Origin of the sequence: Kitasatospora cathayae (assembly GCF_027627435.1) — a bacterium.
Lineage (GTDB): Bacteria > Actinomycetota > Actinomycetes > Streptomycetales > Streptomycetaceae > Kitasatospora > Kitasatospora cathayae.
Genome location: NZ_CP115450.1, coordinates 8,789,275 through 8,803,257, shown reverse-complemented (window position 1 = coordinate 8,803,257; position 13,983 = coordinate 8,789,275). Strand labels below are relative to the sequence as shown.

Annotated in this window: 12 protein-coding genes and 1 pseudogene; 2 read left to right on the top strand and 11 right to left on the bottom strand. The window is 69.3% G+C overall.

All coding sequences use genetic code 11. The features are described from left to right. Positions 1-198: 198 nt before the first annotated feature. Positions 199-951, top strand: a complete 753-nt coding sequence (locus O1G21_RS39465) for a variant leucine-rich repeat-containing protein (protein ID WP_270150649.1) — start codon at positions 199-201, stop codon at positions 949-951. Positions 952-1,206: 255 nt separating this feature from the next. Here O1G21_RS39465 and O1G21_RS39460 read toward each other — a convergent pair whose 3' ends face one another. Together O1G21_RS39460 and O1G21_RS39455 are read right to left on the bottom strand one after the other, a co-directional pair. Then, positions 1,207-1,632, bottom strand: a complete 426-nt coding sequence (locus tag O1G21_RS39460) for a hypothetical protein (RefSeq protein ID WP_270150648.1) — start codon at positions 1,630-1,632, stop codon at positions 1,207-1,209. Positions 1,633-1,889: 257 nt separating this feature from the next. Beyond that, positions 1,890-2,483, bottom strand: a complete 594-nt coding sequence (locus tag O1G21_RS39455; RefSeq protein WP_270150647.1) for a VC0807 family protein — start codon at positions 2,481-2,483, stop codon at positions 1,890-1,892. A 328-nt stretch (positions 2,484-2,811) separates the two neighbouring features. Here O1G21_RS39455 and O1G21_RS39450 point away from each other — a divergent pair. Then, positions 2,812-4,014 (top strand): annotated as a pseudogene (locus O1G21_RS39450) (IS110 family RNA-guided transposase); the annotation flags it as partial. 280 nt (positions 4,015-4,294) lie between these two features. On the opposite strand, the gene O1G21_RS39445 reads toward O1G21_RS39450, so the two are convergent. From O1G21_RS39445 to O1G21_RS39405, 9 genes are all read right to left on the bottom strand, one after another. Next, entirely contained in the window at positions 4,295-4,735 is a 441-nt protein-coding gene (locus O1G21_RS39445) for a protease inhibitor I42 family protein (RefSeq protein WP_270150646.1), read from the bottom strand. Between the two features lie 41 nt (positions 4,736-4,776). Further along, on the bottom strand, positions 4,777-5,166 hold the full coding sequence (locus tag O1G21_RS39440; protein ID WP_270150644.1) for a hypothetical protein: 390 nt from the start codon (positions 5,164-5,166) through the stop codon (positions 4,777-4,779). A 398-nt stretch (positions 5,167-5,564) separates the two neighbouring features. Beyond that, complete coding sequence (locus O1G21_RS39435; RefSeq protein ID WP_270150641.1) at positions 5,565-5,942, bottom strand: hypothetical protein; 378 nt, start codon at positions 5,940-5,942, stop codon at positions 5,565-5,567. A gap of 214 nt (positions 5,943-6,156) precedes the next feature. Continuing rightward, the gene (locus O1G21_RS39430; protein ID WP_270141408.1) at positions 6,157-7,749 is read right to left on the bottom strand and encodes an IS1634 family transposase; all 1,593 of its coding nucleotides are present in this window, start codon (positions 7,747-7,749) and stop codon (positions 6,157-6,159) included. A gap of 148 nt (positions 7,750-7,897) precedes the next feature. After that, a complete protein-coding gene (locus tag O1G21_RS39425; RefSeq protein WP_270149644.1) occupies positions 7,898-8,884 on the bottom strand; it encodes an IS481 family transposase in 987 nt (328 codons plus the stop codon). 149 nt (positions 8,885-9,033) lie between these two features. After that, positions 9,034-10,491, bottom strand: a complete 1,458-nt coding sequence (locus O1G21_RS39420; protein WP_270150639.1) for a hypothetical protein — start codon at positions 10,489-10,491, stop codon at positions 9,034-9,036. Continuing rightward, on the bottom strand, positions 10,491-10,787 hold the full coding sequence (locus O1G21_RS39415) for a hypothetical protein (protein ID WP_270150637.1): 297 nt from the start codon (positions 10,785-10,787) through the stop codon (positions 10,491-10,493). Before O1G21_RS39415 ends, O1G21_RS39420 begins: the two co-directional genes overlap by 1 nt. A gap of 719 nt (positions 10,788-11,506) precedes the next feature. Beyond that, a protein-coding gene (locus O1G21_RS39410) for an IS3 family transposase (RefSeq protein WP_270144240.1) occupies positions 11,507-12,720 on the bottom strand; the annotation gives its coding sequence in 2 pieces (ribosomal slippage) (positions 11,507-12,415 and positions 12,418-12,720; 1,212 coding nt in all). A gap of 82 nt (positions 12,721-12,802) precedes the next feature. After that, positions 12,803-13,813 (bottom strand): transposase, encoded by a 1,011-nt coding sequence (locus O1G21_RS39405; protein ID WP_405000774.1) that lies wholly within the window; start codon positions 13,811-13,813, stop codon positions 12,803-12,805. Positions 13,814-13,983 lie beyond the last annotated feature (170 nt).

Here is a 13,983-nt window from a genome sequence, read left to right as displayed (position 1 = left end):
CCAATCGACGGGGCAGCACGCCAGATCACTCAGCACCTACGCCGTCAGACCGAGAACTCACACGCAGTCCTGGCTTGTGACTGGCCCTGTGGACGGCGGCGAGGGCGTCCCAGCAGCCCCTTATCGTCCAGTAGACGATAAGCTGTTATCGTCTAACTGACATTAAGCTTCAGGTCCGCCCACCGTCAGGAGGACGCCATGGAAGAACAGCGGCCCTGCAACACCGTCTTCACACCAGGCTGCGAACGGATGCTCCAGGCCCCCGCGTGGTACCACGCGGACGAGTGGATCGTTGACTACGGCCGGCGAACCGGCCCGCGTCTCCGGGAGGACCTGCCGGAACGCCTTCTGCGCACCCTGGCGGCCAGCCCGGCCTCCGACGTCCGCGTCGCGGTGCTCGCCCATCCCGGTACACCCTCCGATTTGGTGGACCAGATGCTCGACGATCCGGTCTCGGACGTGCGGCGCAGTGCCGTCGGCCGGACCAGCGACATAGCGGCCCTGCGGTCGGCGGCTCGCGACGAGTGGCAGATCCGCGCCGCCGTGGCCTCGAACCCCAGTACGCCCGCCGACCTTCTGGAGGAGCTCGCACGCGACCCGGACCAGCAGGTGCGGGTCTTTGTCATCCTCAACCCGGCAGTGCCACCCAAGCTGGTCAACGCCGCGGCGCTCAGTAGGCAGGACCACGTCCGCTGGTGGGCCCTGTACCGGACGACCAACCGGAAGCTGATGCGGGCTGCGGCCATGTCCGCCTCCACAGAGAACCGGAGCTGGCTGGCCGGCAACCCGAACCTCCCGCTCGATGTGCTCACGGCGCTCGCCGAAGACCCATCGCGCGGGGTCCGCCGCAAAGTGGCCGCCAACCCCGCCTGCCCACCAGAACTCCGGCAGCGACTTGAGGCCGCCCTCGATCCAGGCCACGCCGCCTTCGCCGCCGACCGGCAGGATTGACGGCTCAGGCCGCCTACGGGCCGAGTTGCCATCGAAGGGCAGCGGGGCCAGTCAAACTCCAGTGGCAAATGGTCAAGATCTCCTGTCAGAGGACAGGGAGCGGGAGAACGGAACGGCGCTGGTCTGGGACAGGGCGGCTGAGTCGCGCACGGGCTCGCCCGGGCCGTCGAGGGCGGGCGCTGGGTAGAACCTCCGCCCCGCCCGCGTGGTGCCGTGCGGGTGGGGCGGAGGTGGTCAACTGCCTTTCAGGCAGGCTCAGTACATGGAGCTGCAGCCGGCGTAGTTGCCCGACACCGCGTGGGTGGCCAGGTAGACATCCATCTCGCTGACACAGACGTACTTGTAGTCGCCGCCGGTGTTGTCGTTGACCCAACCGCCAGCGGCGTAACCGCCGTTGGTGACGGTGTAGGTCTGGCCGGTCGGGCCGGCCTGGAAGTCGTAGAGCTGGGCCGTGCAGGTGACCGCCACGCCGGTCGGGGTGTCGGCGCCCACCACGGCCTGGGCCTCGCGGACCGGGCTCCAGTTGGTGTTCAGCCACCCGTGGCAGTAGTTCAGGTTCGGGACGCCGTAGACATTCTGCCCGGTGGGCGGGGTGACGTCGGCACTGGCGCTCGACACGCCGAGCAGGCCGAGCGAGCAGGCGGCGGCGAGCACAGCGGCACGCTTGACGGTGCGGTTCATGGTTTCCCCCAAAGAGTTGAGTTGCGTACAGGTCTGTACGACAGCGGAGATAACAGTCAGCTGAAGGGCGCGCTCCTTCAGCTGCGATGCCGATGGTGAGGTGTGGTGCGTTGCTCGAAGGCGCTCGGTGCTGGCCCCCCGAACTCGTCGGTTCCGTTCCCCGCGCCTTCACTCAGATAGACGTGCATCCCCCGCAGGGGTTGCAGGTGGGCTCGAAGAAATTTCCGCGATCGCCGGGGTCTGCTCAAACTGCGTGGTCAGGACGGTACTTCGGCGGCGGTGGCATCGGCCAGCGCCTCGAAGACCGCCCGGACGGCGGGGCGGGCGGCCTCCCGCCGCCGTACCGCGTAGATGCGCCGGGTGAGGGCGGGCTCGAGGGGGGAGGGCCACGACGCCGGGCGGGAGGCGGTCATCGGGGTTTCCTCCTCGATGGGCCGATGGTCAGGGCGTGGAGGGAGGGCGGTGGTGAGGAAGTCGGTGGTGGAGGTTGCGGTGGTGCGGGTGGCCAGTGCGGCGGCGAGCCGGTCGGTCGGCTGCAGGTAGGCGAAGGCGAGCTGAGCGAACGCGTTCAGCAGGCTCGCGACACCCCAGACGGCCGTGAGCACCCGCAGACTGTGCCGGAAGCCGGCGCCCTCGCCCCAGCGCCCCTCCCACGCCCGCAGGCCGTCCTCACCCGCCTTGACCAGGACGAACGAGCGGAAGATCACCATCAGCGCAGGCCGCCCGTAGAGCACCGAGGCCAGCAGCCAGACCCCGATCAGGCCGCCGAGCATCCCCGTCCACGCCTCGCGGACCAGCAGTGCGCGCGGGTCGCCGGTGAGCGCGGAGAGCACCAGCCCGAGAGCGATCATGCTCCGTAGAGGGGGTCGAGGTCGCTGGAGGACCAGATGAGGACGGTTCGCTCGGCGAGCAGGTTGGTGAGGTAGTCCAGGACAGTCAACACCGTTCGCACGATCGCTCGTTGGTGTTGGTGGTGCGAGCCCGTCCCGCGGTGACCTCTTCGAAGTCGCGAGCCATCCGAGCTCCCGAGAAGACCGAGGCCCGTGGGGCGAGCTGGTGCCACGAACGGCTAGTGAGGTGGCGGACCGACCGGTGGTCGAGTCCTGGGATTAGGTCGCTGCGTGGCCCGCATGTGCTCGTGACCAGCGCAAACATCCGTGCCCCTGGGGAGGGAACAACTTGATCTACTGCGGCATCGACTGGGCCGAACGAACGCACGACGTCGCCCTGGTCGACGACACAGGCCAGCTCCTCGCCAAGCGGCACATCACCGACGACGCAGCCGGCTACAAGCTGCTGCTGGACCTGCTCGCCGAGTACGGAGACACCGAGGACAACCCGATCCCGGTCGCGATCGAGACCTCGCGCGGCCTGCTGGTTACGGTGCTGCGGACCGGGCGGCGGCAGGTCTTTGCGATCAACCCGATGGCCGCTGCCCGCTACCGCGACCGGCATGCAGTCTCCCGCAAGAAATCCGACCCCGGCGACGCCCTGGTCCTAGCGAACATCCTGCGCACCGACATGCACGCCCACCGATCCCTGCCCAACGACAGCGACCTGGCCCGCGCCATCACCGTCCTCGCCCGGGCCCAGCAGGACGCAATCTGGAACCGGCAGCAGGTCGCCAACCAACTCCGCTCGCTGCTGCGCGAGTACTACCCCGCTGCCCTGGAGGCGTTCGCCAAGTGGGAGAACGGCCTGTGCCGGCCGGAAGCCCGCGAGTTGCTCAAACTCGCCCCCACCCCCCGCCAGGCCGCTCGCCTGACCCGCCCCCAGATCATCGCAGCGCTCAAGCGGGCCGGCCGCAAGCGCAGTATCGAACCGGAGGTGGAGCGACTACGCGAGGCCTTCCGCACCGAGTGGGCTCACCAGCCCGCCCTGGTCGAGGACGCGCTCGGCAAGCAGATGCTCGCCCTCCTAGGCCAGCTGGAAGCCGCGTCGAAGGCCGCCGACGGCCTCGCCCAAGCGGTTGAGGAATCGTTTCCCCAGCACCCGGACGCCGAGATCATCCTCAGCTTCCCTGGCCTGGGTGTTCAGCTCGGCGCCCGGGTGCTCGCCGAGCTCGGCGACGACCGGCAGCGGTTCGCCGACGCCCGCGGCCTCAAGGCCTACGCCGGCGCATCCCCCGTCACCCGGGCCTCCGGCAAGAAGTCCAGCATCACCCGAAGGTGGGTCAAGAACTACCGGCTCAACCACGCCGGCTACCTCTGGGCCTTCTCCGCCATCACCGCCTCCCCCGGCGCCAAGGCCCACTACCGACGCCGCCGCGACGACCACGGAGACTGGCACGCCGCCGCCCAACGCAACCTGTTCAACCGGATGCTCGGCCAGCTCTACCACTGCCTCAAGAACCGCCGGCTGTTCGACGAACAGGCCGCCTTCCCGATCTCGGGCGAGACGGTGGGCGTCTCACCGACCTGCCCGGTAACGAGCCGGACCTCGTCTGGTGTCGGCGCACGGAACACCGGATCGTGGAAGGTGGCCGGGCACACGACGAACACCGGGTCGCCGAAGACCAGCTCCAGCCCGTGGTGATAGGTCAGGTCATGGCCAGCGCCCAGACGCAACTGGCCGACGTCCCAGGCAACGACGTCCCAGTCCCACCACGACCCTTCGGGGAGTCGAATCACCGTCCACCCCGCCATCTGCATCACGCCGTCAATCAGGGATCACCAGGCCGTACTCGCGCAGCCGCGGAAGGCAGACCTCCAGACATGCCTCCACGGACACTCCCGAGCTCGTCGCGGTAGGCGACGTGCAGGGTGATGGTGGTGCTGCCGGGGTTCTGGGCGCGGAAGGTGAAGTAGTAGTGGCCCCCGGTGCCGAGGTTTCCGGTTCCGCCGAGGACGGGCATGTCCTTGATGCCGAAGTTGTCGACGTACTCGTCGCCGGTGGCCTGCACGGTGGCCGGGTCGGGGGCTGGGGTGGCCATGGTCCAGTTGTCGCCCGCCTCCCGGTAGGCGAACACCTCGATCGAGAACAACTCCCCAGGTTTGACGGTGAGTTTTCCGGAGGTCTGGGTGAACACCGTACCGTGGTCGAGTTTGCCGGTGGTCATCTTGTGGACGGCCACCGCGCCCACGGTGGCTGCGACAGCCAGCACCGCGGCTACCGTCAGCAGGACTCGGCGCCACCGCCGCCGCTTCATGAGTTCGCCTCTCGGTGGGTGACGCGCAGCGCCAGCACGGCGGCGACCGCATCCAGCCAGCGGGCGACCAGCTGGTCCCCCATCGGGTTCTGCACGACCACGGCGGCCGCCGTCAGCCAGCCGCGCGCCACGTCGGCTGCCGGGCCGGGCAGCGGCTCGGGCAGCTCGGCCGCGAATCGGGTGCCACCGGAGCGGACCACCTCGCCGAGGAAGACCAGGGCGCGCGGCAGCACGCCGAGCCGGTCAACCATGATCGCGGCGGCCACCGCGCCGTCAGCGAACAGGGTGGAGCGGTGCGGTCCCGGGTTCGGTAGGCCGAAGCGCAGCAGGATCTCGACGTCCAGCTGGGCCAGCTGGCTGTCGCTCTGGGGTTGGGGGGTGCCCAATCCAGGCCTCACTTGGGCATTCGCACGCTTCGGACTTCGGGGTGCCTGTCGTCGGACGCGCCTTGCATGTGGTTGTTGATGAAGTCGCTCTCGCTGACCCAGACGGTGTAGCCCCAGGGACGCCGTGACATCCCGGGTGCATGCCTGACCCCCTCGAGGGTGCGCAGCTGGCGGGGTGTCATGCGTCGGGTCGAGCGGATGCGTTCGGGTGTCGCCCGCTGCCGGCTTCCACCGCTGGACCGGGTTTGTCAGTGCCCCCGCTTACCTTTGCCCTGTTATCTGATGATCTGCAATCTTTGGGGAGGTTTTGGTGGTGGACGTCATGGTCCAGGGCATCGGAAAACGAGGACCGTCCAGGACGTCCGCGCGCTCATTGAGTCCTCCCCGCGCAGGCGGGGTTAGCCGCCGAAGCCCGCCAGCCGCAGCCCGCGGCGTAGGCCCAGCCCTGTGCCGCCGTGCACACGCCCATCGTGCCGACGCTGCCCATTCCGCCCCGCTCGCCCTACCTGCCGACCGTCTACCTCCCCGCCACCGGGGTCGACCGGCCCGACGCGCCGTCGGTGTGACGGCCCCACCGCGCGAACGCCGGCGGTGGCGATCACCTCGGCGACGGCGGCGAGGTCACCGATCGGGGAGGAGTCGAGGGCGGCGGCCAGGTCCTGCTCGAACAGGTCGCGATCGCCGGGCAGGCCGTAGCGCGACAGTGCGGTGCGCAGCTCGTGCAGGGTGGCCGGCCTGGGAGCGGCGGCGTAGTGGTGGTCAGGCTGGGTGGTCACCTGGTCCTCCTCGGTGGTGGCGGCCGCCGTGGTGGCGGGCCGCAGGTTCGACGGTAGCGGTCAGCGGGCGGGTGGCCCCCCGGCGGACGCCCGCCAGGCCGCCTCGCGCCGCCCTGGCGCGGTCTGGCATGGTCATTGACCAGGCCGTGGCAACCGGAAGGCAGGCGGCCGCCGGACCGGCTGGGGCCTAGCCCCGCGCTTCGCACATGGGGTTTTAGGTCTCCAGCCAGCGGGGTCGGGTTTCGTCGATGCCGAGAAGTTCGAGCAGGTGTGCTTGAACTCCTCGGTTGATGAGGACGACGGGTGGGCTGGTTGCGGTGCCGGGCCGCATCATCAGGCTCGCCAGGTGGTAAAAGATCATGCGTCCGGTGGGGCGGACGGCTCGGTTGTCGGGGTAGAGGCCGCGCATGGTCTGCTCGGGGCCGAGGGCTTGGCGGACCTGTCGTTCGATGAGGCAGAACACCAGCAGGGCCAGGCAGATCACGGTGATCAGCGCGGTGATGCGGCGGTTGTGTCGGAGGAAGACCGGTGCGACCGCGAGTGGGCCCTTGAAGTCGTGGTAGCGGCGTTCGACCACGGTTTGGCCTTTGTAGCGCAGGAAGACCTCTTCCGCGGTGGCTTGTTCGGGGGTGAGGTTGGTCAGTAGTGCGTACCAGCCGTCGACGGCGGCCTGGGCGTCGAGGACGTCCTGGTCGAAGTGCCATTCCAGGGCGGGCCGGCCGGCCTCGTCGGTGGTGATGGTGGTGCGAAGGCAGTCCTCGACCCGGCGGGCGCGGGCGATCACGCCGATCCGTGCGGTGATCTTCTCGGCCGTGCCGTAGAAGCGTCCTCCGGCGCCGCGTTGGAGCTTGTCGAGGTCCTCGGCCGCGCGGGCCAGGCGTTTGGCGCGGGCGCTCTGCTGGCCGCGGGCGTTACCGGTGGAGTGGACAAGAATCCTGCGCAGGGTGTGCGCCGGGTCGCTTTTGCGACGGCTGGTGATGGTGTGGGTGTCCTCCAGGACGCGGTAGACCTCCCGCTGATCAGCGGGCTTGTGCGCGTCACGGCCGGGGACGTAGTCCACGACCGTCGCCGTGTCGGGGTCCAGGGCGACGTAGACGTGGTGGGGGACCTTGGAGGCCGGGGCGGGCGCGACGAAGGCGACCTTCGCCTCCAGCAGGGCAGTGACGTTCGGGTGGGACACGAGTTTGGAGTCGGCCACCAGCAGGAAGTCCCGCCGGCCGGCCATCGTGCGCAGGGCCTTCATCGCGCCGACGACCTGGGCGACCTCGCCCGCGCCGCCGTCGTAGACGCGGTGGAAGAGCGGGATGCCGCCGTCGCCACTGACCGCGAGGCCGGCCTGGATCTGCTTCAGATCGACCCTGCGGTCCTTGGGATGACCGTACCTGGCCTGTGGAAACTGCTCGTCCTGGTCCTCGTAGGCGCCGAAGAGGGACATCGAGGTCATGTCCCAGTGGATCCGGGACACCTCGATGCCGAACTCCGTGACGGCCTGCGCGCCGACCGTGCCCACCAGCTTGTCCAGGTGCGGCGCGATGGCGTCCAGCGCGCGGGCGAGCCGGTCATCGCCCAGCAGGTCCGGGGCGATGCCGAACACCTCCTCCACGGCCCATTCCCGGGCCCAGTCGCCCACCCGCACCAGCGGCGCCGGTGCGGACAGACGGTTGGCGATCAACACCTCGATCACCTGGCCGTGCGTGAGATGCGCGACCTCGCGGATCGGGCACAGCCCGTCGACGATCCCGGCCACGTCCAGCCGGCGCAGAAACTCGGCAGAGGCAGGCAGAGCGCCCAGACGCCTCTCCACCACGGGCGTCAACTCCACAGCGAAGCGCGGACGGTGGACCCGGGAACGACGTGAACGGGATATCGGCACACCAGGCTCAACGACCAGCACCCCACCGGGGTACCGGTCGCATCACCAGTTCATCCGAACTCGTCATGTGCGAAGGACCGGCCTAGCTGTATTGACCCGCAGGGTTGTTGACGCGGCTGATCGGGGGTTGTCCTCCGAGTGCGGTGTGGCAGCGATGGTAGTTGTAGCGGTGGAGGAAGTCGGGCAGCGCTTCGGCTCGTTCCTGGTTGCTGGTGTAGGGGCGCTGGTAGGCCCACTCGTCGAGCAGGGTGCGGTTGAAGCGTTCGACCTTGCCGTTGGTCTGCGGGCGGTAGGGGCGGGTGCGCTTGTGGGCGATGCCCGATGCCCGCAGGGTGTCGCGCCACAGGTGCGACTTGTAGCAGGAACCGTTGTCGGTCAGGACGCGTTCGACGGTGATGCCCAGGCTGGCGAAGAAGTCCTGGGCCCGCTGCCAGAACCCGACCGCGGTCTCCTTGCGTTCGTCGGGAAGGATCTCGCTGTAGGCCAGGCGGGTGTGGTCGTCGACGGCGGTGTGGATGTGGCTGTAGCCGATCTTCGGTGTCCCGCTCGGGGTCCGCAGGCCGGTGGTGGCGTGGCGGTTGCTCTCGCCGGCCTGGCGGTCCATGACGCGGTGGCCGCCGCCGTCGGGGATGTTGCCGAGCTTCTTGATGTCGACGTGGACCAGTTCGCCGGGGCGCTCGCGTTCGTACCGGCGGATGACCTGTCCGGTGGGCCGGTCCATCCACCGCAGCCGGTTCAGGCCGTGCCGGGTGAGGATCCGGTGAACCGTGGAGGCGGGCAGGCCGATGATCGGCCCGATCCGGGCGGGGCCTAGCTTGCGCTCCCGTCGCAGGTCGCAGATCCGGGCCTCGATCGCGTCCGGGGTGCGGTGCGGGGTGGTGTGCGGCCTGCTGGGGCGGTCGTGCAGGCCTGCCTCGCCCTCCGCGCGCCACCGTCGGACCCACTTGTGTGCGGTGGTGCGGGAGATTCCCATCTCGGCAGCCACGTGCGCGACCGGCCGTCCCGCTCGGACGCGCTCGACGAGGAGCCGCCTGCCGTGCACGGTCAGGCGGGCGTTACGGTGGGACACGAAGACCTCCGGTGCGGTGCAGTCCTAGACAGCTCCACCACACCGGAGGTCTTCACTTTTGATCAAGCCCTGCCACTGTCAACAACGCTCGTGGTCAATACACCTAGCCGGCGGACAGGTGCGGGTCGGCGGCCGCCCACCGCGTCCTCCTACCGGCGGCCGATGATCGCGTTGACGACGGCCTGGTGGGAGGACGGATCGTCGAGGCCGCCCGGTGTCCTGGCCACAACCGCATCAGGCGTACACGGGTCCTCCTTGAGGTCCCAGGAGTTCCACCGGTACTTGTCCAACGGAGTGCGGGCGACGGCATACCCGGAGCCCTGCCCCTCCGGGACGGCGGAAATCTCACTCACCGTGGCGCCATTGCCCTGATGGGAATCCGCCAGACTGTAGAACATGCCTACGGCGGTGGAGGACTCCCGCAGCGGGCGCCCAGGCCGGGAACTGGGGGTCAGGCCCGGGTCCCCCGGAGGGCCCAGACTCAGGGCGACCAGGCTCGCCGTGGTCTTCGTGGGATCCGCCTTCCCCGCAGCCACAGCAAGGGCGCGCGCAGTCGCCGCATCGCCGGCCACGGTTCCCGCTGCCGGGTTCGGCGGAACGTAGGCAGCGATGTTGGTAGCCGTGTCCGGATTGCCATAGGCGATGACGGCGGCCGGCGGGCCGGGCTGATTCATCGGGGTATCGACACTGAGCAGAAGCTGCGGCGGGTGCGTGACGGTGTCGAGCTGCTTCTGCAAGGCGTCGAGGCCGTCGAGATCGGTCTGGCTGGCCTGCACTTGGGGGCCGGTGCCGGCCAGGCTCTGCGCGATCTGGTCGCGCAGCTGGGGCAGATAGAGCCGGTTGGCCTCGTCCCGCGTCTGGGCGGGCAGACCCCCCAGGGCCCCGATCTGGCCGGGGTGGTCATGGAGGAGTTGCTGGCGTGTGGACTCGGGCAGGGAGTCCCACCACTGCCGGTTCCCGCCAGGGCTTCCCGGGGGCGCCCCGATCTTCCGGTTCGTGTCCTTGTCGAGGCGGTCGATATCCTTCTGGACGTCGGCGAGCCGTTCCGGGGTGAAGTCCCCGGCGCTCAGGTAAGTGTTGTCGAGCCGCCCCAGCGCCGCGGTGACGGCGTCGTCCATGGTCTTCACCTCGCCGCCCAGGTCTTCGACCGCCTTCGCGAGCTTGTCCCGGGCCGCCTCCATGGCCTTGACCCACTCGGGGTCGTGCCGCGCGGCCTCATCACCTTTGCCGGGCGGCAGGATCTCCACCACAGGCGCGGTGTTCTCGTCACCCTCAGCGATCCGAAGGCCGCTGGCGGCCGCGTTCTCGACGAGCGCCTTCTGCCGGGCCTGCAGGAGAAGGAGAGTGTCCATGGCGTCCGTCAGAACCACGCGCAGGTCCTCGATCGACTGGTCGACCAGGAACAGCTGGTTGGTGCGCTCCTGCAAGGCGGTGTCGGTCGAATCCGAGGCCGGCCCATGCCAACTGCACGAGGCCAGGTCCCGCTGCATCTTCTGCCACTCGGTGATTCGCCCCTTGAAGTGGCCCTCGAACGTGGACACGGCGTTCGTCATCGCCCTGAGACCGCCGAGATCGACCGCCCTGAGCATCCCCCAGTAGTACACCATCAGCCCTGGCCCTCCGGAGCCGGAACGGCGAGCGACGAGGCCACGTTCGTGTCCGTGGTCTTGTAGGAGTTCGCGATGTCGATCAGAACACCGGCGGCGTGTTCCAGCATGTTGGTGGTGACGCGCTCGATATGGTCGCCCAGGTCCTTGACGGCGGCCTTGGCCGGGCCCGCGAACACCCAGTTCGGCATGCCCAGGTCCGGCATCTGCCCGAAGTCCTGCGTCAAGTCCTGCCGCATCCCCGCCGCCACCGCACGCCCGGCGGCGCTTGCGTCGCGCAGATCCTGCGGGTTCACCCCGAACCCTGTTGCCCCTGTTGTCCCTGGCATTCCCTCAGCCCCCTCCGGCACGCCAGTTGCGTGATGCATCCGGCGCTCAGGGTAGACGACGCAAGGGTGCGGCGCCCAGATAGTACGTCAACCCACTGTCGGATCGGCGCGGAGCAGTGCTGGTGACGCGCCAGCGGCCCTAGCTGTCCTGCTCGCCGCCCAAGCCAGCCAAGCATCCGGTGAGGGAAGGCCTCCGACGGAATGCCCACGGTTCCCCAGGCGCCGGGGTAGACCGCGGCATAGCATCGGCCCCATGCAGAGGCGAGGTGCCGGGGGGTAGAGCAACCACATGGCGGGCACTCGGGTGTACTGGCCAGACGGCATCGCGTCCGCCTGCGAGTTCCATCCAGAGCAAAGCGGCCCAGCCGGAGGTCACCGGCTGGGCCGCGCAGCGGAAGGGCAGCATTCTCGCCCGGGTCGATCGAGACGCTGGCTCTGGCCTTCGCCGCGCTGGGTGACATCGACCGGCCGCAGCGGTGCTTGGGGGAGGCTCTGGCTGTACGGGACGGGACGGACCGGCGCGACCCTCAGCTGTACGAACCGTTCGCGCAACCACCGGCAACCCGCCCTGACCTGTGCCATCGAAGCGCGCGGACCCGCCGCAACCCCCTGTTTCGAAAGTGCTGGTCACAGCCACTCGTTGATGGCTGCGACCGGGGGCTCCCCCCGAGGTGTGGACACCAGTGCTATGCGGCGAGTGCCAGCGTAACTGATCGTTGTTCGAACTCGATCGGGCTGAGGTAGTTCAGCGCGGAGTGCCTCCTGCGGGTGTTGTAGCGGGTGATCCAGCGGAAGACCGCCAGGCGGGCGGCGCGGGCTCCAGGCCAACGCTTCGCGCCTTGGAGGGTCTCCCGTTTCAGCGTGGCGTTGAACGCCTCGGCGGCGGCGTTGTCCGCGCTCGTACCGACCGCGCCGCGACTCCTGGTGACGCCCAACTCCCGGCAGATGTCGGCGAATTCCTTGGACACGTACTGGGACCCGTTGTCGCTGTGGAAGACCGCGCCGTCCAGGCTTCCGTCCCGGGCGGCGGCCGCCGCCTTGAGCGCGTCGGTGACCAGCTCGGTCCGCATGTGATCGGCGATCGACCAGCCCACCAGGCGCTTGGAACACAGGTCCAACACCGTTGCCAGGTAGAGGAATTGACCGTCGCCGATCGGGAGGTAGGTGATGTCCCCGACGTAGCGGGTGTTCGGCCGAGCGGCGGTGAAGTCGCGTCCCAGCAGGTCCGGAACCGGCACCGCCGAGGGCTCGGGGACAGTGGTGCGGACCTTCCTGCGCAGGTGCACGCCGACAATGCCCCGCTCGCGCATCACCCGCTCGACGCGCTTGCGGTTGACCCGGCGCCCGGCATGCCGCAGCTCGGCGGTCACCCGCGGGCTGCCATAGGTGCCGTCCGTTTCGGCGTGGATCGCGCGGATCCGATCGGCGAGCTCGTCATCGGCCTGCCTGCGGGCCTCACGGGCCGGCGCGGCGGCCAGCCACCGGTAGAACCCGGACCGCGAGACCTCCAGCACCCGACACAGCCGCTTCACCCCGAAGGCGTCTCGATGGTCCTCAACGAACTGGAAGCGGCTCATCACCAGTTCGTCTCTCCGGCGAAATACTTCGCCGCCCGGCGCAGGATGTCCCGCTCCAGCTCAAGCTCCCGTATCCGGGCTCTGAGCTGCTTGTTCTCTTGCTCCAACACGGTGCCGGAGCCTATCGGGGCGCCCGAACCGGCAGCCGGAACGCTCTCGGCGCCCTCCCGCTGCCGGGCCCGGTGGGCGCTGATCCAGTTCCGTAGGGTCTCGTGGTTGACCCCGAGATCATCGGCCACCGAGCGGATCGTGCGTCCTGGTTCCGACAGGTACAGCGCCACGGCGTCCGCCTTGAACTCCGGCGAGTACACCTTCATCACCACGGGGGACTCCTCTTCCTCTGGATCTCCGCGATCCAGTGTCCGGGGTGTCCACACTTCGGGAGGAAGGCCCAAGGCCGGGTAGTTAAGGATTTCGGCCGGGGTGCAAGGTGGGGGCCGCTGGTGTGGCGGCTGCCGTGTAGCGGCCCCTGCGGATCTTCTTGATCAGCCCTTTCTCAGCCCAGCGGGTGAGCTGCCGGTAGGTGGTGACGAGGGTGACGTCGCCGAGGAGTTCGGCGATCTCTCTGGCCTGCCAGTGCCGCTCGGGTTCTTGCTGCAGCATGGTGAGGACTCGCGCCATGCGGTTGCTGGTCTTGCCGGGGCCGACGTACTGGGGGACGGTGGTCGCCGGCAGTTCGGGGTGGGGTGGCGGGGGCGGCAGGAGGGTGATCGTCACGGAGGCCACCGTCTGGCTGGTGTCGGGGCGGCCGTCCAGTTTCCGTTCTGCATACCGGGAGATGGGCGACTTGACCTTGCGGGTGCTGACGCGCGGCCGACGTGCCGGCAGCAGCGCCGACAAGACACGGCGGCCGATCGCCCCCATACCCTGCTCGAGGACTCCCTCCGCGCGGATCAGCAGGTCACGGGCGGTCTGGTAGGCGATGGTGAAGCCGCAGCGGTCGGGATCGGTGCCCGGCCGGGACTCCGCCGCCTCGACCATCGCTCGGCGCAGAAGCTGGTAGAGGACCAGCAGGGCCCACATCTCCTGCTCGACGCCGACCGGGTCGCCCGAGCGCAAGACGCGTCCGTCGAGGACGGTGTGACGCAGTGCGTAGTAGGCGCTCTCGTGTTCCCAGCGCTCGTGGTAGAGGCGCACGAGACGGTCGGCGGGGTAGCGGCGGGCATCCAGCAGGGTGGTCACCAGCCGATAGGAGCCGGCAAAGTCGGTGCCGTCCGAGCAGGCGATGCTGATCTGGGCCTCGATGACGCGCACCGGGACGCCGCCGATGGCCGACAGATACGAGGAGTCAGTGAGGGCCTTTCCGATCGGCGGGCGGCGGCGCTGATTGATGCGGCCCACGATCCGGGCGCCGGTGGCGTGGACAGCGGCGAGGAAGTCGTTGCCGTCGAACCCGCGATCCCACAGCACCAGCATGCTGGGGCCCAGATGGTGAAGCAGCCGGGTGGCGTAGGCGTCTCGCCTACCCCGGTGGGGCCGAACACCGCGCCGATCACCGAGCGGGTTCCGGTCTCGACCAGCGTCATCAACTCGATCTGGGGATAGCCGCGGTGCGGGCAGCCCCCGAGCCAGGCCCGGTTGCGCTC

Bases quoted from the DNA above. Each gene is read 5' to 3' on its own strand.
- O1G21_RS39465 (WP_270150649.1), top strand. From the start codon at position 199: ATGGAAGAACAGCGGCCCTGCAACACCGTCTTCACACCAGGCTGCGAA.
- O1G21_RS39460 (WP_270150648.1), bottom strand. From the start codon at position 1,632: ATGAACCGCACCGTCAAGCGTGCCGCTGTGCTCGCCGCCGCCTGCTCG.
- O1G21_RS39455 (WP_270150647.1), bottom strand. From the start codon at position 2,483: ATGATCGCTCTCGGGCTGGTGCTCTCCGCGCTCACCGGCGACCCGCGC.
- O1G21_RS39420 (WP_270150639.1), bottom strand. From the start codon at position 10,491: ATGGTGTACTACTGGGGGATGCTCAGGGCGGTCGATCTCGGCGGTCTC.
- O1G21_RS39405 (WP_405000774.1), bottom strand. From the start codon at position 13,813: ATGCTGGTGCTGTGGGATCGCGGGTTCGACGGCAACGACTTCCTCGCC.